We start from the raw sequence: 19940 nt of genomic DNA on the forward strand, positions 1-19940 counted from the left end.
ACTGCCGTGCTTTAAAATAAATCTAGTTGTTTTGGTGCTAATCCAGTAAAATGTAGCCCTAATAAGGATTGTAACTTTAAGGCATTGGGGGCCGCATCTTTGCCAGAATTGTTATTAAAAATAATACATACTTCTCTTACTTGGGAATCTAAATCACGAACGATATTTGCTAAACCAGCTAGTTCATGATCATTATAATGATACAAAGTCCTGCGCTTGCGCCAATCTCGGCCTTGATTGAACCAGCCTTCTGCATTGCGCCCATGAAGCCGAATAAATACTAAATTTGGGTTAGTAATTAGTGGAACGAATGGGACGCCATCATTTAGATTATGGGGCTCATCCACAATGGCCAATGTCAAATGCAATTGCTTTAAGCCGTGAAACAGCCGATTAATAAATGGATTTTGATACCAAGAAGGATGCCGAAACTCGACCGTAATCGGCAACCCAGGGAGGTGGTTAGGAATGCTTGCTAAGTAGGCAAGGTTTTCATCACTGACCTTAAAAAAGGGCGGAAATTGAAATAAAACCGTCTTTAGCTGGTGGGATTCAACCAATGGCTTAATCATTGCATTAAATTCAGTAAAAACCTGCCAACGAGTTGGTAAAGAAACCGCATCTGGACTTTTTAAGTCATGTTGAGTCATCAAACGATTCGCCTTCACCACAAATTGAAACTGACTAGGGACTTGTTTAATCCAATTATCAACTGTGGTAATTTGGGGAATCGCATAAAATGGAGTATCAACTTCAACGGTCGGTAAAAAACTCGCATACTCATTTAACTTCGGTGGTTGATTAGTATTAGAAAACAAGGGATGATCAGACCACGTTGTTAAACCAATTGTAATCATTAAACCCGCAGCTCCTTAAAGAATTTAACTGCATCCCCTTGAATCATCTTCAAGGGAATCCCTAAGTCTAGTTTTTCTTGATTGATTGCGATAACCGGTGCACTGGGGTTGCGATACTGAAGTAGCCCTGCAAATGGGTAGACACGCATTGAAGTCCCTACAATTACGATCAAGTCGCTTTTAGACATTAAATCAACACTGTTTTGAACCCTATCTGGATCCAATCCTTCATCATACAAAACAATTCCAGGACGTAATACACCGCCACAATCCTTATGAATCGGACTATTCAAATATTCATGCCAATCAACTGATTGATGACACTTTTGGCAAGTAACATCATATAAATTACCATGAAATTCAATTAGGTGGGTGGCATGTGCAACGTTATACAAATTATCGACGTTTTGTGTAATGATGCTAGCACGATCCTGATTAGTTAACGCAGCCTGCTTTTCATGAATTGCATTGGGTTTTGCATCTGGGTAGTACATATTATTTTTCACAAACGAATAAAATTTATCAGGCTCATTTTGCAAACAAGCATGACTTAAATAGTATTCAGCGGGTCGTCCATCGTTATCCTGTTCATATAACCCATTTTTAGAACGATAATCTGGAATCCCAGAAGGAGTTGATACCCCCGCCCCAGTTAAAAAAACAATTCGCTGCGATTGATCAAATACCCTTTGAACATCTGCATCCATATTTGACGCCCCCCAAATTAATTAACGAATAATAAATGGCATTTTAAGTTCCTTGAACAAGTCTTTGACGCTTAAATTGTAAAGTCGTTTAAAATAAGCTGGACTATCATCCATCCCTGTTGGTGATGGAACAACAAATGAATTTTGATCATCGACCTTACTAAAGCCAACGTAGGCTCTTCGATTGGTGACCTTTTCGTGCAGTTCAGAATGAAAAATTTCAAACATTTGATTTACTTTAAGGTTTAATTGGCGTTCTGAAAGCACACTGGTAATCGTTGTAAAGTCCTTATTATTTAATGGTGGTAAACCCCATGCCTTTAATTGATCATCAAACAATCTGAATAATTTAACAACGTTTCTACGCAAGCCAAATGGTGAATCAGTTGGCTTAACAGTAATCTGTTTATAAATTTTTTGAGCAGCAGCTAGTGAAACTGGATAATCATGCTTCAATTCGTCAACAACTGTATCGAAATGATCTCCGTAAAAGACCATTGCATCCAAAAGGGTTAGTAATCTTAATGACATTTCATCATCCAGTTCCTTAGGTTCTGGTTTGATGGTTTCCTTAATTCCCTTTAGATACATAGCTTCAATATCAGCATTGATCAATTCATGTTTGCGTTGTTCTGAAACAACAACAAAGTGAGAAACAATATCAAATAATTCAGTTCCCATTGCTTGCAATTGATCATCTAATTCTGGATTACCAGTAGTTAATGAGAAGAAAATCTGGGGAAAGCCCCGTAAAGTCATTAACAAGTGCAACAATTCATGTGAAGCCGTGTAGTTAGGAGCAGATAAATCTGAAATTTGTACATAAATATTTTTACCTTCCTGAACTACTTGTGCTTGATCATGTCTTACATATCCTGATTGTAGGCGACCAATAAATTGAACCTCAATCTTACCAGGAAAAAATTGATTCACAACGTTGATCAAACTTTGGGTCTGTTCATTTAAATTAATATCTTCTGGTTCCAAGTAATTTCAACCTCACTTATTAGATTTTCTGATTTGTTGGATGATTGAACGAGCATCTTCAATTCCAACGTTCTTAATGGTTCTTAATTTTTTTACAACTGGCGCAACTTCCGATGGAGTAGCCCCAGCGCTAATTGCTAATGAATTTAATTGCAGTGCCATATGCCCCTTTTGGATTCCATCCGTCACGATTGCCTTCAGGGCAGCTAAATTCTGTGCCAAACCAGTTGCTGCAATTAACTGCATTAACTCACGTGCATTTTTAACCTTAGCAATGGACTTATTAATCTGAACAAGTGGAAAGACCTTAGTCGCCCCACCAACGAAACCAACAGGCATTGGAACAACCATCTCGCCAACTAGTTGGTTATTAATAATCTTCCAGTGACTTAATCCGCGGTACTGTCCATCTTTTGCTGCATAGGCATGAATCCCACTTTCAATTGCACGCCAATCATTACCCATTGCAATCGTTACTGCGTCGATTCCGTTCATAATGCCCTTGTTATGGGTCGTTGCGCGATATGGGTCAATTTGGGCAATATGGCTAGCTAAACCAATTCTAACAGCAACTTCTTGTCCCGTCATCCCAGGGGCACCTAATTGATCAAAGTCAATTCGGCCAGTTACTTTGACCAAACTTTTTGTCGCATAATTGGATAAAATTTGCATTAAAACAACTCCGGGTTGTTGTTCATTGATGGTTGCACCCAGTTGTTCTAACATCGAATTAATAATGTTTGCACCCATCGCTTCAGATACATTAACGCTCAGATCAATCGAATAATCATCCTTATCCAATGCTCGCACGGTAACTTCAGTAGCCCCACCACCATAATTACTAATGCTCGGGTGGGCTGAATCAGCTAGGGCAATCAAATTCCCCTTATGATTTTCAATCCATTCCAAAAGCGCTGAGCTAGGTTTATGCAAAATTACCTGACCAATCAATTCCCGATTAATTACTGTTGCCGAGATCCCATTCTTTCTGAGCATCCGTGCCCCGTTACTGACGGCCGCGACTACAGATGGTTCTTCAGTCACCATGGGAATGGCATGCTCAACGCCATTGACCATTAAGTTAACCCCTACGCCTTCAGGCAACGAATAATCAGTAAGATAGTTTTCGATTAGGTGGGCATCAGTATCGTTTACATGATCCTTAATCAATGACCGTGCGTTTTCATCTAAAGATGCGTACTCCCCAACAACTGATAACCTATCAGCATATGATTTACGATAAAAATGTTTAAATATATTATCCATAAATAAAGCTTCCACCTTTGCAATTGCTCCCCACAATTAGGAGCATTTAAAACAACTAATGTTTTTGGTTTGATTTCATGTGGCGTAAATATTCATTAATTAATCCCTCACGGACCCCGCTATCAGCGAAGATGACCTGCTTAGAATTAATTCTGTTAATAATCGAGACCAATGGTAATAATCCACCAACGATAATATCGGCACGATCAGACTCTAACCCTGAAATCTGTTTGCGTTGTGCATTATCCTTTGCGATCAATAGCTCGAATGTTTTTAAAACCTGTGATTGCCTTAATTGATAGCGATTTAAGCGGTGCGAACGATTTAGGTGCTGGTGGTGCTGATTGATTCTTGCCAACGCCCTAGTTGCGCCACCAAGTAAGACTAATGGATAGTGATAAGCCCATTTCAGCCAGAAAACCCGATGTAGTTCTTGTTGGATATAACACTCTGCTTTGAACAAATCAGATGATTTAATATAACTATTTAAATGGTAATGTTCTGAAATACTTACCGCTCCCATTGGAAGGCTAATTAAATTCTTTTTTTTATGGTTTTGAACTAGTACTAACTCCATACTGGCCCCACCAATATCAACTAAAATATAATTAGACTCCTTGATGTTGTTTACAACCCCTAAATAGTCATAATAAGCTTCCTGATTTCCAGATAAAATTTTAACCCGCAAACCAAGGGTATCACGAACCTGTTTTAAAAATGTATCTTGATTATTAGCTTGGCGGACCGCAGCAGTAGCAATGACTTTCACATGCGCATTTGGGTATCCCTTATAAACATTTTGGAAATTTTGTAACGCATTAATTGTCCGCTTAATCGCTGCTGGTCTCAACATTTTTTCTCGACCCATCCCTTCGGATAGTCGACTATCATTTTTTAATCTTTTAATTTCATGATATGATCCATCATTTTCAATTTGATTAATGGCCATTCTCACTGAATTGGAACCAATATCTAGAATTACAAAATTTTCCAATTTAAACACCCTTCTTTAAATAATGTTTTAGTTCAGTGATTATTTAAAGTAATTAATCCCAATTGCATCCCGAACTTCTTGAAGGGTTTGATTAGTAACCGCTTGGGCCCGTTCACTCCCTGCCTTTAAAATATCATAAACCGCAGCGGGATCCTTTGCGAATTCTTCTCTACGTGTCCGAATTGGTTCTAGTTCTGCTTGAAGGACCTCGTTCAAGTAACGCTTAATCTTTACATCACCAAGTCCACCATGTCTATATTGTTCCTTTAATTCACTAACATGGTCTTGATCCTTTGCAAAAATATCTAAGTAGGTGAAGACGGTATTGCCTTCAACTTTTCCAGGGTCTTCCACGTGAATATGGTTCGGGTCAGTGTACATGGACATGACCTTCTTTTGAATCGTGTCTGGGTCATCTGCCAGGTAAATGGCGTTACCAAGTGATTTACTCATCTTAGCATTACCATCCAGTCCAGGAATCCGTCCCATTTCTTTTGGTGGGAAGTAGCCTTCTGGTTCAACTAAAATATCCTGTTTATAAATTGAATTAAATGAACGCACGATTTCACGAGTTTGTTCAAGCATTGGTTCTTGATCAGCCCCAACTGGAACTGTATTGGCCTTAAAGGCAGTGATATCAGCAGCTTGGCTTACTGGATAGATGAAGAAACCAGCTGGCACACTTTGGCCGAAGTTTTTTTGTTTAATTTCGGTTTTAACAGTTGGGTTACGGTTTAACCGTGAAACTGTAACTAGATTTAAGTAGTGCATCGTCAATTCATCTAACGCTGGTAATTGTGACTGAACACAAATGGTGGATTTCTTAGGGTCAATGCCAACTGCTAAGTAGTCCAGTGCCACTTGAAGTAAACTGTGTTGAATTTTTTCTGGATCACGAGCGTTATCGGTTAACGCTTGCATATCTGCAATTAATAGATAGGTGTCATATTCACCTGAGTTTTGTAAAGCAACCCGATTTCTAAGAGAACCAACATAGTGTCCAATGTGTAACTTGCCGGTTGGGCGATCACCAGTTAAAATTACCTTTTTTTCTGTCATCATAAATCATCCTTTCTAAAAAAAGGCGTGCTACTGGATGAATATCCAATAGGACGCCTTTAACGTGGTACCACCTATGTTGCGAGAGTTAAAACCCGCCACTCTTTCCGATAAGGAGGAACCCATTCAACCATTTCATTTCCCCTAATCATTCTCAGCATCTATGATCTCTCTGAAGGTGGGGCAACTACTTTTTTAACATTTATAATCATCTAATATTTTAATTGATTACTAATTTAATGTCAAAGTGAGTTTAATTGACATTTAAGCATTTTAAACCTAAAATTATTGCACGTTGAAAAGAATTTGAAGAAATGGAGGAATGATCTTGGAACCCGGTGAATATGAAAAAGAGGAAGCCCGTGTTGAATCAATTGTTAAAAAAATTACGAAACGAATTCAAAAGACTAAAGTTGATTTAAATAGAGCTCACCAAGAAACTGAAAATGTTCAGCAAAATTATAGTGCCAATACGTCTGTTAACTACTTTGAAGTTGACGATCGAATTGAAACGAGTGCTGAACTACAACAACAAAGAGGATTAGTTAACCGAGATATTGAAAATGAAGCAATCATCAAACGACACTTAAACACGTTAAAGGATTTAGAAAATTCTCCCTATTTTGGGCGCATTGATATTCTTGATGATGGTGATACAAAACCAGAAAAACTTTACATTGGGACAGCATCATTTGTTGATGATAATCAAAATTTTTTAATCTATGATTGGCGGGCTCCTATTTCTAGCATCTATTATAATGGAACCCTGGGCAAGGTTAGCTACACTACTCCTGCGGGGCGTTTCTCAACCGAATTAATAAAAAAGCGTCAATTTCAAATTAAAAATGGCAAAATTGATAATCTGTTTGATACTAATGAAACCGTTGGCGATGAAATGCTTCAACATGCATTAGGTGAACAAAATGATGAGACGATGCAAAATATCGTTGCTACGATTCAAAGTGAACAAAACGATATTATTAGGGATACGACTAGTGACCTATTAGTTGTCCAAGGGGTCGCTGGATCAGGAAAAACATCAGCAATCCTCCAAAGAATTGCATTCCTACTTTACCACAGCAGAAGTTCGCTAGTGGCAGATCAAATCGTGTTACTTTCACCCAATAAACTGTTTAGTCACTACATTTCAGATGTGCTACCTAGTTTAGGGGAACGCAACATGCGACAAGTTACGCTTGCTGAATTTTTTAACCATCGATTTGAGGGATTAAAAGTTCAATCAATTTTTGATCGTTACGAAAATCAACAATCATTAAGTAATTCCCAACAACAGATTCATCAGTATAAAGATAGTGATAAATTCATGAATGCGTTATCAGATTATGTTTCTGATATTTCAGCCGATCAAATTCAATTTAGTTCAATTTTATTTAGGGGCAATCCATTCTTTACTGCTGAAGATATTCGCGCAATTTATGAACAATACCCAAAGAGTATGCACACATCACAAAGAATCTTAAAAACTAAAAACCAACTTATCAGAACTTTAAAAAGAAGAATTAAAACTTCAATCCACGATCCATGGGTAAATGATGAACTAGAAGTTTTAAGTGAAGAACAGATTCGAACCATGATGAAGGGAAAGCAGCTTCGTGAATTCCAAAGCCAAGATGACGAACGGGATTTTCTAGCACAGAAAATCGTTAAACGTGAATACCGAATTATTTATGATGCAATTTTTAATAATAATTTTTTTGATCCATATATTCAATATGTCGATTTTCTAAATAACTTAGCGCTTCCTGCAAATATCGATAATAAAGAATGGCAAGCCTCTATTAAGAAGTTTTCAGAAGACTTAGAAAATCATAAATTAGGTTTGGAAAATGCTGCACCGCTCCTATATCTACGTGATTTAATTACAGGTGAAGGTAGAAATCGTGCAATTAAATATTTGTTTATCGATGAAATGCAGGACTACTCAATTGCTCAATTAATTTACTTGCGATTTATATTTTCAAATGCCAAATTTAACCTAATTGGTGACAGTGAACAAGCTTTATTTAAAGAAGTTGAATCCCCTAAAGAACTGCTAAATAAACTTAACGATGCGTTTGGCACTAATCATTCTAGGCTCATAACGTTACGTAAATCCTATCGATCGACTTATCAAATCACAACATTTGCTAAGTCATTATTACCAGATGGAAATGAAATTGAAGCATTTAATCGTCAAGGACCACTTCCTGAAATCATTGTTAGATACAATGATCAAGAAGCATTAGCAAGTTTAAAATCATCCGTTAAAAAACAATTAGCTGATAATGGAACTGTTGCTATTATCACTAAAAATATGAATGATGCTAAGTTTATCAACCACAATCTATACCATAGTTTTAAAACTAATATTCTAGATGATGCTGATCGCACCTTACCGAAGGGAGTAATTATTTTGCCCGTCTATTTGGCAAAGGGATTAGAATTTGATTCAGTAATCGGTTGGAATATTTCTAATGATAACTTTAATAGCACTGATTTAATTGGAACGCTTTACACGATTTCAACAAGAGCAATGCATAACTTAATCTTAATCAGTGTTGGTGCAGTTAGCTCGCTAATTACAAAATCCAAAGTCCCGAAAGAAGTATTTAAAATTGACCATCAATTAAGCTCACATAGCTAATATTAAAAAACTGCCGTCCCCACTAAGAATTAGTAAGGACGGCAGTTTTTAATTAAAGCCGTTTCCGGGATTTGAACCCGGGACCTCTTCCTTACCATGGAAACGCTCTACCTCCTGAGCTAAAACGGCATTTAAATATTAAAATAAAAAAGACCTTCGTAAAAAACGGAGATCTTTTTTGTTTGCGTGGCAACGTCCTATCCTTGCAGGGGGCGATCCCCCAACTACTTTTGGCGCTCAAAAGCTTAACTTCTGTGTTCGACATGGGAACAGGTGTATCCTTCTGGCCATCATCACCACACTATTTATCTGTGAGAACTTCGTTCTCTCAAAACTAGATAATATTTTATTCTTCCATGAGAACAACCTTACTTGGTTAAGTCCTCGACCAATTAGTACTGGTCCGCTCCATGCATCACTGCACTTCCACTTCCAGCCTATCTACCTGATCATCTTTCAGGGGTCTTACTTCCATAAAGGAATGGGAAATCTCATCTCGAGGTGGGTTTCACACTTAGATGCTTTCAGCGTTTATCTCATCCATACATAGCTACCCAGCGATGCGCCTGGCGGCACAACTGGTACACCAGCGGTATGTCCACTCCGGTCCTCTCGTACTAAGAGCAGCTCCTCTCAAATTTCCTACGCCCGCGACGGATAGGGACCGAACTGTCTCACGACGTTCTGAACCCAGCTCGCGTACCGCTTTAATGGGCGAACAGCCCAACCCTTGGGACCAACTACAGCCCCAGGATGCGATGAGCCGACATCGAGGTGCCAAACCTCCCCGTCGATGTGAACTCTTGGGGGAGATAAGCCTGTTATCCCCAGGGTAGCTTTTATCCGTTGAGCGATGGCCCTTCCATACGGTACCACCGGATCACTAAGCCCGACTTTCGTCCCTGCTCGACCTGTATGTCTCGCAGTCAAGCTCCCTTCTGCCTTTACACTCGTCGAATGATTTCCAACCATTCTGAGGGAACCTTTGGGCGCCTCCGTTACTGTTTAGGAGGCGACCGCCCCAGTCAAACTGCCAACCAGACACTGTCTCCCACCACGATCAGTGGTGCGGGTTAGAGTGTTCATACAGCGAGGGTAGTATCCCACCAATGCCTCCATCGAGACTAGCGTCCCGACTTCTATGGCTCCTACCTATCCTGTACAAGCTATACAAACACCCAATATCAAGTTACAGTAAAGCTCCATGGGGTCTTTCCGTCCTGTCGCGGGTAACCTGCTTCTTCACAGGTATCTCAATTTCACCGAGTCTCTCGTTGAGACAGTGCTCAGATCGTTACGCCTTTCGTGCGGGTCGGAACTTACCCGACAAGGAATTTCGCTACCTTAGGACCGTTATAGTTACGGCCGCCGTTTACTGGGGCTTCGTTTCTGGGCTTCGCCGAAGCTAACTCATCCACTTAACCTTCCAGCACCGGGCAGGCGTCAGCCCCTATACTTCATCTTACGATTTTGCAGAAACCTGTGTTTTTGATAAACAGTCGCCTGAGCTTTTTCACTGCGGCTGCACGTAGTGCAGCACCCCTTCTCCCGAAGTTACGGGGTCATTTTGCCGAGTTCCTTAACGAGAGTTCACTCGCTCACCTTAGGATTCTCTCCTCGACTACCTGTGTCGGTTTGCGGTACGGGTAGTTAACTACTAACTAGAAACTTTTCTCGGTAGTGTGACATCAACGACTTCCCTACTAAATTTCGGTCCTCATCACACCTTGTCAACACGGTATTAAGCATTTGACTCAACACCTGACTTAGTGCTTGAACATCCATATCCAACAGGATGCTACGTTTAGCCTCCTACGTCCTTCCATCGGTCAAACATAGTTAACTAGTACAGGAATCTCAACCTGTTATCCATCGCCTACGCCTCTCGGCCTCGGCTTAGGTCCCGACTAACCCTGGGAGGACGAGCCTTCCCCAGGAAACCTTAGTCATTCGGTGGATCAGATTCTCACTGATCTTTCGCTACTCATACCGGCATTCTCACTTCTAAGCGCTCCACCAGTCCTTACGGTCTGGCTTCATTGCCCTTAGAACGCTCTCCTATCACGCAACATAGTTGCGTCCACAATCTCGGTAATATGCTTAGCCCCGGTAAATTTTCGGCGCAGAATCACTCGACTAGTGAGCTATTACGCACTCTTTAAATGGTGGCTGCTTCTGAGCCAACATCCTAGTTGTCTATGCAACTCCACATCCTTTTCCACTCAGCATATATTTAGGGACCTTAATTGGTGGTCTGGGCTGTTCCCCTTTCGACGGTGGATCTTATCACTCATCGTCTGACTCCTGGATATAAATCAATGGCATTCGGAGTTTATCTGAATTTAGTAACCCAAGACGGGCCCCTCACCCAAACAGTGCTCTACCTCCATGATTCTCGACTCCAAGGCTAACCCTAAAGCTATTTCGGAGAGAACCAGCTATCTCCAAGTTCGTTTGGAATTTCACCGCTACCCACACCTCATCCCAGCACTTTTCAACGTACACGGGTTCGGCCCTCCGGTGTGTTTTACCACACTTTCAGCCTGGACATGGGTAGATCACCTGGTTTCGGGTCTATCACAACATACTATGGCGCCCTATTCAGACTCGCTTTCGCTACGGCTCCGACTTTTCATCTTAACCTTGCATGTTATCATAACTCGCCGGTTCATTCTGCAAGAGGCACGCTATCACCCATTAACGGGCTCTAACTGCTTGTAGGCACATGGTTTCAGGAACTATTTCACTCCCCTTCCGGGGTGCTTTTCACCTTTCCCTCACGGTACTGGTTCACTATCGGTCACTAGGGAGTATTTAGCCTTGGGAGATGGTCCTCCCGGATTCCGGCAATGTTTCACGTGTATTGCCGTACTCAGGATCCTGAACTGAGGGAATTAGATTTCGTCTACAGGGCTATCACCTTGTGTCGCAGAACTTCCCAGATCTTTCGACTATCTAATTCTTTGGTAACTCAAATGTTCAGTCCTACAACCCCATCGAGTAAACTCGATGGTTTGGGCTGTTCCCCGTTCGCTCGCCGCTACTGAGGGAATCGAATTTTCTTTCTCTTCCTGTGGGTACTTAGATGTTTCAGTTCCCCACGTCTGCCTTTCAATGAGTATGAATTCGTCATTGAATAATAAACGATTAAATTTATTGGGTTTCCCCATTCGGAAATCTCCGGATCAAAGCTTACGTACAGCTCCCCGAAGCATATCGGCGTTAGTCCCGTCCTTCATCGGCTCCTAGTACCAAGGCATCCACCATGCGCCCTTAATAACTTAACCTATTACCACTTAGTGGTATTTGGTTAATTGAGTAAATACGAATAAAACTAATTTAAAAAACTCAAAATAACGCGGTGTTCTCGGTTGAAATTGTATTTAATACAATTCAATAATTTGGAAAAATTAAAATATTATCTAGTTTTCAAAGAACCAAGTTTGAGAGTAGACCTCTCAAAACTAAACAAAACTATGACTGTGCAAGGTTCCGAATTATTCCTTAGAAAGGAGGTGATCCAGCCGCAGGTTCTCCTACGGCTACCTTGTTACGACTTCACCCTAATCATCAGTCCTACCTTAGGCGGCTAGCTCCTCAAAAGAGGTTACTGCACCGACTTTGGGTATTACTAACTCTCATGGTGTGACGGGCGGTGTGTACAAGACCCGGGAACGTATTCACCGTGGCATGCTGATCCACGATTACTAGTGATTCCAACTTCATGCAGGCGAGTTGCAGCCTGCAATCCGAACTGAGAACGGCTTTAAGAGATTAGCTTGACCTCGCGGTTTTGCGACTCGTTGTACCGTCCATTGTAGCACGTGTGTAGCCCAGGCCATAAGGGGCATGATGATTTGACGTCGTCCCCACCTTCCTCCGGTTTGTCACCGGCAGTCTCACTAGAGTGCCCAACTGAATGCTGGCAACTAATAATAGGGGTTGCGCTCGTTGCGGGACTTAACCCAACATCTCACGACACGAGCTGACGACAACCATGCACCACCTGTCATCCTGTCCCCGAAGGGAACGGCTAATCTCTTAGCTTTGCAGGAGATGTCAAGGCCTGGTAAGGTTCTTCGCGTAGCATCGAATTAAACCACATGCTCCACCACTTGTGCGGGTCCCCGTCAATTCCTTTGAGTTTCAACCTTGCGGTCGTACTCCCCAGGCGGAATGCTTAATGCGTTAGCTGCGGCACTAAAGGGCGGAAACCCTCTAACACCTAGCATTCATCGTTTACGGCATGGACTACCAGGGTATCTAATCCTGTTTGCTACCCATGCTTTCGAGCCTCAGCGTCAGTTACAGACCAGACAGCCGCCTTCGCCACTGGTGTTCTTCCATATATCTACGCATTTCACCGCTACACATGGAGTTCCACTGTCCTCTTCTGCACTCAAGTTTCTCAGTTTCCGATGCACTTCTCCGGTTAAGCCGAAGGCTTTCACATCAGACTTAAAAAACCGCCTGCGCTCGCTTTACGCCCAATAAATCCGGACAACGTTTGCCACCTACGTATTACCGCGGCTGCTGGCACGTAGTTAGCCGTGACTTTCTGGTTAAATACCGTCAAAGCTTGATCATTTCCTATCAAACTTGTTCTTCTTTAACAACAGAGTTTTACGAGCCGAAACCCTTCTTCACTCACGCGGCGTTGCTCCATCAGACTTGCGTCCATTGTGGAAGATTCCCTACTGCTGCCTCCCGTAGGAGTATGGGCCGTGTCTCAGTCCCATTGTGGCCGATTACCCTCTCAGGTCGGCTACGTATCATTGCCTTGGTAGGCCATTACCCCACCAACAAGCTAATACGCCGCAGGTCCATCCTAAAGTGATGCAAACGCATCTTTCAAACAAAAACCATGCGGTTTTTGTTGTTATGCGGTATTAGCACTTGTTTCCAAATGTTATCCCCCGCTTTAGGGCAAGTTACCTACGTGTTACTCACCAGTTCGCCACTCACTTCGATGTTAAGTCAAGTTAATGCAAGCATCAACTATCATTAACGGAAGTTCGTTCGACTTGCATGTATTAGGCACGCCGCCAACGTTCGTCCTGAGCCAGGATCAAACTCTCATCTTATGATGAAAAGCTTAACGTTAGCTCTTCTTAATATTTGTTACTTTTAAAGCGAATTGACTTCGCATAAGTTTTTTGTACTTCATTTAAAATGAAGTTCCTTACACATTTTTTGTCATAATTTTGTTCAGTTTTCAAAGATCTACTTTTGTGCGTCGCTCTTAACGACAACTATTTAATAATATCAAATTGCTAACTGGATGTCAACGATTTTTTAAAATTAATTTTGAACAATTTTTGAAAGTTGTTAGTCGAAATGAATAACGCAAGTAATAATATACCGCGTTCAAACTTTAATGTCAACATAAAAAATAAAATTAATTTGAAATGACTTTGCTAAATAAAAAATGGGCCATGGCTAAATTATTAACCATGGCCCATCAATCAAACTTCTACTTAGTAACTCGTGCTAAGTAGTAACGCTTTTTACCTTTTCTAACAACTACGAATTTACCATCAAAATTATCGTTCGGGTTAATTACTGCTTCAACATCATCAACCTTTTCACCATTAATTCTGATCGCACCATTTTTGACATCTTCCCTAGCTTGTCTTCTTGATGGTTCAATTTTAGTATCATCAACTAACCATTGAATAATATCATTTGGTTCAGAACTAACGTCGACACTTGGCATGTTCTTAAAACCTTGTTCAACTTCACTTACGGTTAAATTCTTGATTCCATTTGTAAATAAAGCTTTGGTGATATTTTCAGCTTCTTCAACTGCCTTTTCACCATGGACGAACTTAGTAACTTCTTCAGCCAATCTTCTTTGGGCTTCGCGTTTCTTAGGTTCTGTTTTCACCTTTTCAGCCAACTCTTCAATCTCTTCATGACTAAGGAACGTAAAGTACTTCAAGTACTTCACAACATCCCGATCATCTTGATTGATCCAGAATTGGTAAAATTCGTATGGAGTTGTCTTTTCAGGATCTAACCAAACTGCTCCACCTGCAGTCTTACCAAACTTAGTTCCATCAGACTTAAGCATCAATGGAATCGTAAGCCCGTATACCTTCGCATCGGCACCTTCCATCTTGTGAATTAGGTCAGTTCCAGAGGTAATGTTACCCCATTGATCAGACCCACCAATTTCAAGTTGTACGTCGTTGTTCTTAAAGAGGTGTAAGAAGTCCATCGATTGTAAAATTTGGTAGGTGAATTCAGTAAATGAAATCCCAGCATCCAAACGACTAGCAACGACTTCCTTATTCAACATCGTATTCACGTTGAATACCTTTCCGTAATCACGAAGAAAGTCTAGTAGCGTGAACTTGGAAAGCCAATCATAGTTATTAACGATCGTAAAACTACCGTCTTGGCCAAATAACTTGGTCATTTGCTTAGTTAAGGCTTCTTCATTATGTTTAACTTGGTCCATCGTTTGTAACTTTCTTTCAGCCTTTTTACCACTAGGATCACCAATTGAGCCGGTTGCCCCACCCACTAAGATCACTGGATGGTGTCCCGCTAATTGAAAACGCTTTAAGATCATGAATGGAATTAAATGCCCAATATGCATACTGTCACCAGTTGGGTCAATTCCAGCGTATAGTCCGATTTTCTTTTCATTAACTAGTTCGTTCAAACCTTCTGCATCCGTTTGTTGATTAATGGCGCCACGCCACTTTAAATCATCGATAATATCCATTTCATTTCCTCCTTAAGATAACAAAAAATCCCCTACAGCTTAATAAGCCATAGGGGACGAAAATAGTTCCGCGGTACCACCCAAGTTATCATTTATAATGATCACTCTAACCATTAATAACGAAATGACCCGGCAAATATGCACGCTCCATAGGTGTAATTTCTCAAATGAATTGCTTAGCTCACAGCCCCGCTAAGTTTCTGAATTCTCAAATTCATTTGATACTAGAACTACTTCTCAGCATTTGTTTAATTACCAATATCATAATAACCAACTGCTGTTTTGTCAATAAACTAATTACTTAATTTTGTCCAATTGAGCTTGGACTGATGGTAATAACTTTTTAAGTGCAGCTGCTTTTGCTTCAGCTTCGACCTTCTTCTTACCAGCAGCAGTAGCTTGTTTAACGACTGCTTCTTTTTCACCAGCATTCATTGAAGGATCTTCCTTTTCAGCTAAAGTGAGTTCTTTTTGAACGTATGCTTGCACTTGTTGCTGTAATGCAGCTTGTTGTTGAGCTTGAGAAGCACCAGATTGCTTTTGTAGTTTAGCTTGTTCTTGCTTCATAATGGTTGGTAATGCCTTGACCTGTTTAGCATTTAGCACTAACCAATCCTTTGGTACGTAGAGTGTGTTGGTCTTATGATAAACAGATGACTTTTGGGCTAATCCATACATAAATCTTTCAAAGCTATTCTTGTATTCCCAACGAACTGTCTTGGTCACTAACTTAGCGTGCTTTAAGTTACTACTTTTCACTACTACGTTAGTAACGTCAGTATCCGGTTTAACCGTCTTCTTAGCACTACCGCTCTTGTATACAATCGCCTTATCCTTACTATTACTTTGGCCAACTGGTTGGTCAACAACTAAATTAAGACTAGGTGATAAGGAAGCAACCTTAGTAGTAGTATCGGTAGAAACCACCTTATGCATCCCATAGTGGTACTTAAAGTTGGCAACTGATAAGAACATTACACCAATCAACAATGCAGTAAAGATAATATTTAAAATCAAATGAAGTGGTTGCTTGCCTACTAATAAATTCCAAGAGATGAAGAATAGGATCGCAACGATCACTAATAGAATAATAATCATTATTGACGACCTCCTTCAACCTTAGCTTCTGGAATACTTTTACCCTTTTTCAGCATGAACGTGAATGCTAACCCGATCAAACCAAAGATAAATGCAACTAAGAAAGCGGAATGATAACCACTCAACACAGCATTTAGCATTTTATCTTTGTATTGTAATGGGTCAACAGTTAGTAAATGATGGGCTGGTTTGGCATTATTAGTAACGTTGGTCAAAACGGAAGTCATTACCGCAGTGGCAATTGAACTAGCGATTTGCCGTAACGTATTATTTGCAGCAGTCCCATGATTCATCATACTAACATCTAACGCATTCATACTATAGGTAGTAATCGTCATCATTGACATTGCGATCCCACAAGAACGGATGGCGTAAATCACTACCACGTACATGATTGGCATATCAGTAGTTAAGAAGAAGAATGGAATCGTTCCAATTGTTAATAGTAAGAAACCACTAATTCCTAAGTAACGAGCCCCATACTTATCAAAAATTCGACCGGTAAATGGACTCAATACCCCAATCATCATTGCTCCGGCTAATAGCGTTAATCCGGAATGAAACGCGTTGTAACCACGAACGATTTGTAAATACAATGGGAGAATCATTTCAAACCCAATCAAAGACATCATTGCAAGGGCTCCAATTATTGAGCCAATTGTAAATTGTTTGGATTTAAATACGTTTAAATTCACCAATGGATTACTAGTCTTGAATTCACGCATAATGAATGCAATCACAAAGATGACTCCAATAACTAACGTGGAGATAACAACGGCGCTACCCCATCCCTTATCACCAACGGATGAAAATGCGTATAGCGCACTCCCAAAACCAATCGTTGATAATAGTAATGAAGGGAAATCGAGCTTCGTCTTGCTAGTTGGTAAGATTGGCTTCATGGCAAATAAACTACCGATAATCACAAATGCCATAATTGGAATGATCATCCCAAAGAGATCACGCCATTGCGCATTCACAATAATCCAACCAGAAACAGTCGGACCAATTGCAGGTGCTAATCCAATTACAACTCCGGATAGCCCCATTGCAGTCCCCCGCTTTTCAGGTGGGAAAATTGATAACATGATTGTTTGTAGCATTGGCATTGAAATTCCAACCCCAACGGCTTGAATTAAACGCCCTGACAATAATGTCGCAAAGTTTGGCGCAGCGAAACACATTACCGTTCCAACTTCAAAGATCACCATTGCTGAAATGTAAAGCCACTTGGTATTAAAACGACTGGATAACCAAGCGGTAACGGGAATCAAAATCCCATTGACCATCAAAAAACCACTGGTCAACCATTGAACTGTGGAAGTATCAATGTTAAACACATCCATTAGCTTTGGATATGCAGTCGCCAATAGCGTTTGGTTCAACACGGTACAAAAAGTACCAATTAAAAGGAACAACACAAGTAGAGTTCTACTATATGGGTTTCCCTTTTGATCTAACGGCTTATCCATTAGAACATTCCTTCTTTCTAATTAATAAATAAAATAGATATCAAATATTACTTTCTTCACTATCTAATTTAGCACTAGCATTTTATTTTGTCAACTAAATTGACAATAGGCTTATATGTTATATAATCATTATATATTATTAAAGTTGATTTTAATTAAGTTAGAAAGGGGAGCTCATTAATCATGGATAGAGAAGACGATACATTTAAAGAAGTCAAAAGCAGAATCTTTAACCTATTCAAACGCGAAGACTTTCTGTTTGGCATCGGTGAAATCGCAAGCTACACTGATATCCCCCAGAGTAAATTACGCTACTGGGAAAAATGTGGGTACATTCGATCCAAAAAGTGTTCTAAAAATCAGAATCGCAAATATTCTTACCACACCCTCATGAAAATCGAACTAATCAAATCATATTTAGAATCAGGTTTCACTCTCAATGCCGCTGCTGATAAAGCCAGTAATTTTACTAATTACAACATCGTCATCGCCCGCATGCTAAAGAACCGCATCAAAGAAATCGGAACTGTTGATGATAAACCCGCGATCAATATGGGATGTTTAAACGACGATCCTTCCAAATCAATTTACTTTGTTGATGATGGAGATGAAATTAAGGCTTATATTAAAAATAATAATTAATTTAAAACTTCCAATTTATTGTTTTCATAATTGGAAGTTTTTTCATTCATAAAATTATGTGATTCCAAGCGATAAGCAATCTAAAATATGGTATGATAAAAAGGATTATGCAATAATAAACTTGTTGCGATAAGCTCGAATTTATATTTGCTTAAATCCCAATGCAAATCTTTCGTCGGGAAGATTACCTTCCCAGTTTTCAAGGAGGAAAACAATTTATGTGGTTCAGTAAAATGATTAGCGATTTTATATTCGGATACCCCGTAATGGTGTCAGTCGTATGGATCGTTGGTTGTATCTTCAAGGAGTGGACACTTCATCATACTCAAGATAACGATTCCGATCGTAAACCGTTGGTTTCAATATTAGTACCTGCTCATAACGAGCATGATACCCTGGAAGAAGCGGTTAAGTCACTTGCTAACTTAACCTATAAAAATTATGAAATTGTATTGATCGATGATAAAAGTTCAGATGATACTTTAGAAATAATGCATCGATTACAGGATCAATACAAATCACAATTTAATATCCAAATCGTTGCCATCCCCGTTAACCAGGGAAAAGCAAATGCTATGAACCAAGGGCTGAAAGCTGCTCGTGGAGAATACCTATTGGGAATTGACTCTGATTCTGTTTTAGATCCAGACTCACTTTCGTACGTTGTTAAAACTTTAAATAATAACCCTAAGGCTGGTGCCGTTGCTGGAAAACCAGTTGTTAGAAATCGAACTACTATTTTGGGCCGCCTTCAATTACTGGAATACATCGGTGTTATCGATATCATTAAGCGTGCAGAATCATTCTTAACTGGTAAGATCACTACCGTTTCAGGAGTTATTGTTGGTTTTAGAAAAACAGCCGTTGAATCGGTTAATGGTTGGAACACGAAGGTCATGACCGAAGATATTGATATTACATGGCGATTATATCGTAACCACTGGGAAGTATTATATAACCCCAATATTATTTGTTGGATTTTAGTTCCAGAAAGCGTTCGAAACCTAATCAAACAAAGACAGCGATGGGCGCGTGGTGGTTTAGAAGTACTCGCTGGTAACCGTGATATGTTGATTCATGGTAGTTTTAGCGAAAAGTTTTTACTATCTGAAACAATCGTAAGTAACACGTGGGCAGTGGTTACAATGCTAAGTACAATTACCTACATCCTTACATTTATTTTGGATCGCAATTTGACCCTTGATGGTAATATTTTACTATTCATGCTAATGGTCAGTTTCACCCAGTTCTTAATCAGTTTTTCTTTCTCAAAGAAAGCAACATTTATGAGTTGGGGGGACTTCTTACTAATCCCTGCTTACATTATGTATTATTGGATCATTAATTTGATTAGTTGTATCTATGCTATGATTTCATTCTTCTTAGACCCAGAACATGTTGGAACATGGCGTAGTCCGGATCGGGGGCGCTAAAATTGGAAAATAAACCACAATATAATTTCGTAATTCGTAAAAAGATCA

12 protein-coding genes, 1 tRNA gene, 3 rRNA genes and 1 other annotated feature are annotated in these 19940 nt (G+C 40.0%); of the genes, 3 read left to right on the top strand and 13 right to left on the bottom strand.

Going from position 1 to position 19940, the window contains the following annotated elements:
- Nucleotides 1-11: 11 nt before the first annotated feature.
- Genes ACSVI6_RS00220 through trpS form a run of 6 tightly spaced genes read right to left on the bottom strand, consistent with a single transcriptional unit; the run spans nucleotide 12 to nucleotide 5870 of the window.
- Nucleotides 12-857 (bottom strand): DUF72 domain-containing protein, encoded by an 846-nt coding sequence (locus ACSVI6_RS00220; protein WP_491716727.1) that lies wholly within the window; start codon nucleotides 855-857, stop codon nucleotides 12-14.
- Nucleotides 857-1564 (bottom strand): NAD-dependent protein deacylase, encoded by a 708-nt coding sequence (locus ACSVI6_RS00225; RefSeq protein ID WP_491716728.1) that lies wholly within the window; start codon nucleotides 1562-1564, stop codon nucleotides 857-859. The genes ACSVI6_RS00220 and ACSVI6_RS00225 overlap by 1 nt, the downstream gene beginning before the upstream one ends.
- 21 nt (nucleotides 1565-1585) lie before the next feature.
- Nucleotides 1586-2551 (bottom strand): IpaB/EvcA family protein, encoded by a 966-nt coding sequence (locus ACSVI6_RS00230; RefSeq protein WP_491716729.1) that lies wholly within the window; start codon nucleotides 2549-2551, stop codon nucleotides 1586-1588.
- A 12-nt stretch (nucleotides 2552-2563) separates the two neighbouring features.
- On the bottom strand, nucleotides 2564-3817 hold the full coding sequence (locus tag ACSVI6_RS00235) for a hydroxymethylglutaryl-CoA reductase, degradative (protein ID WP_491716730.1): 1254 nt from the start codon (nucleotides 3815-3817) through the stop codon (nucleotides 2564-2566).
- A gap of 55 nt (nucleotides 3818-3872) precedes the next feature.
- Nucleotides 3873-4811 carry a Ppx/GppA phosphatase family protein gene (locus ACSVI6_RS00240; RefSeq protein ID WP_491716731.1) on the bottom strand — a complete coding sequence of 313 codons (939 nt, stop codon included), beginning with the start codon at nucleotides 4809-4811 and terminating at the stop codon, nucleotides 3873-3875.
- Nucleotides 4812-4850: 39 nt separating this feature from the next.
- The gene (gene trpS, locus ACSVI6_RS00245; protein ID WP_491716732.1) at nucleotides 4851-5870 is read right to left on the bottom strand and encodes a tryptophan--tRNA ligase; all 1020 of its coding nucleotides are present in this window, start codon (nucleotides 5868-5870) and stop codon (nucleotides 4851-4853) included.
- Between the two features lie 322 nt (nucleotides 5871-6192).
- On the opposite strand from trpS, the gene helD reads away from it, so the two are divergent.
- Complete coding sequence (gene helD / locus ACSVI6_RS00250) at nucleotides 6193-8514, top strand: RNA polymerase recycling motor HelD (RefSeq protein ID WP_491719763.1); 2322 nt, start codon at nucleotides 6193-6195, stop codon at nucleotides 8512-8514.
- A 56-nt stretch (nucleotides 8515-8570) separates the two neighbouring features.
- On the opposite strand, the gene ACSVI6_RS00255 is transcribed toward helD, so the two are convergent.
- The 7 genes from ACSVI6_RS00255 to ACSVI6_RS00285 form a co-directional block, all read right to left on the bottom strand.
- Nucleotides 8571-8643 (bottom strand) — tRNA-Thr (locus tag ACSVI6_RS00255).
- Between the two features lie 55 nt (nucleotides 8644-8698).
- Nucleotides 8699-8815, bottom strand: a 5S ribosomal RNA gene (gene rrf / locus ACSVI6_RS00260).
- A gap of 71 nt (nucleotides 8816-8886) precedes the next feature.
- A 23S ribosomal RNA gene (locus ACSVI6_RS00265) occupies nucleotides 8887-11801 on the bottom strand.
- Between the two features lie 221 nt (nucleotides 11802-12022).
- Nucleotides 12023-13598: ribosomal RNA gene (locus tag ACSVI6_RS00270) — 16S ribosomal RNA — on the bottom strand.
- Together the 16S, 23S and 5S rRNA genes with 1 tRNA gene alongside form the textbook arrangement of a ribosomal RNA operon.
- 389 nt (nucleotides 13599-13987) lie before the next feature.
- Nucleotides 13988-15247: a tyrosine--tRNA ligase gene (gene tyrS, locus ACSVI6_RS00275; protein ID WP_491720699.1), complete on the bottom strand. Its 1260-nt coding sequence runs from the start codon at nucleotides 15245-15247 to the stop codon at nucleotides 13988-13990.
- A gap of 49 nt (nucleotides 15248-15296) precedes the next feature.
- Nucleotides 15297-15495 (bottom strand) — a binding site (T-box leader).
- Between the two features lie 49 nt (nucleotides 15496-15544).
- Complete coding sequence (locus ACSVI6_RS00280; protein ID WP_491720700.1) at nucleotides 15545-16345, bottom strand: DUF4811 domain-containing protein; 801 nt, start codon at nucleotides 16343-16345, stop codon at nucleotides 15545-15547.
- Complete coding sequence (locus ACSVI6_RS00285) at nucleotides 16345-17817, bottom strand: MDR family MFS transporter (protein WP_491716736.1); 1473 nt, start codon at nucleotides 17815-17817, stop codon at nucleotides 16345-16347. Before ACSVI6_RS00285 ends, ACSVI6_RS00280 begins: the two co-directional genes overlap by 1 nt.
- A gap of 183 nt (nucleotides 17818-18000) precedes the next feature.
- On the opposite strand from ACSVI6_RS00285, the gene ACSVI6_RS00290 reads away from it, so the two are divergent.
- Together ACSVI6_RS00290 and ACSVI6_RS00295 are read left to right on the top strand one after the other, a co-directional pair.
- Nucleotides 18001-18459, top strand: a complete 459-nt coding sequence (locus tag ACSVI6_RS00290; RefSeq protein ID WP_491716737.1) for a MerR family transcriptional regulator — start codon at nucleotides 18001-18003, stop codon at nucleotides 18457-18459.
- Between the two features lie 218 nt (nucleotides 18460-18677).
- Nucleotides 18678-19892, top strand: coding sequence for a glycosyltransferase (locus tag ACSVI6_RS00295; protein WP_491716738.1), 1215 nt, complete (start codon nucleotides 18678-18680; stop codon nucleotides 19890-19892).
- The last annotated feature ends 48 nt before the right edge of the window (nucleotides 19893-19940 follow it).

This window comes from Nicoliella sp. ESL1106, from assembly GCF_058509965.1.

What these genes read in the sequence shown, in the direction of transcription:
- ACSVI6_RS00220 (WP_491716727.1), bottom strand. Translation starts at nt 857, where the DNA reads ATGATTACAATTGGTTTAACAACGTGGTCTGATCATCCCTTGTTTTCT.
- ACSVI6_RS00225 (WP_491716728.1), bottom strand. Translation starts at nt 1,564, where the DNA reads ATGGATGCAGATGTTCAAAGGGTATTTGATCAATCGCAGCGAATTGTT.
- ACSVI6_RS00235 (WP_491716730.1), bottom strand. Translation starts at nt 3,817, where the DNA reads ATGGATAATATATTTAAACATTTTTATCGTAAATCATATGCTGATAGG.
- trpS (WP_491716732.1), bottom strand. Translation starts at nt 5,870, where the DNA reads ATGACAGAAAAAAAGGTAATTTTAACTGGTGATCGCCCAACCGGCAAG.
- helD (WP_491719763.1), top strand. Translation starts at nt 6,193, where the DNA reads ATGATCTTGGAACCCGGTGAATATGAAAAAGAGGAAGCCCGTGTTGAA.
- tyrS (WP_491720699.1), bottom strand. Translation starts at nt 15,247, where the DNA reads ATGGATATTATCGATGATTTAAAGTGGCGTGGCGCCATTAATCAACAA.
- ACSVI6_RS00280 (WP_491720700.1), bottom strand. Translation starts at nt 16,345, where the DNA reads ATGATTATTATTCTATTAGTGATCGTTGCGATCCTATTCTTCATCTCT.
- ACSVI6_RS00285 (WP_491716736.1), bottom strand. Translation starts at nt 17,817, where the DNA reads ATGGATAAGCCGTTAGATCAAAAGGGAAACCCATATAGTAGAACTCTA.
- ACSVI6_RS00290 (WP_491716737.1), top strand. Translation starts at nt 18,001, where the DNA reads ATGGATAGAGAAGACGATACATTTAAAGAAGTCAAAAGCAGAATCTTT.
- ACSVI6_RS00295 (WP_491716738.1), top strand. Translation starts at nt 18,678, where the DNA reads ATGTGGTTCAGTAAAATGATTAGCGATTTTATATTCGGATACCCCGTA.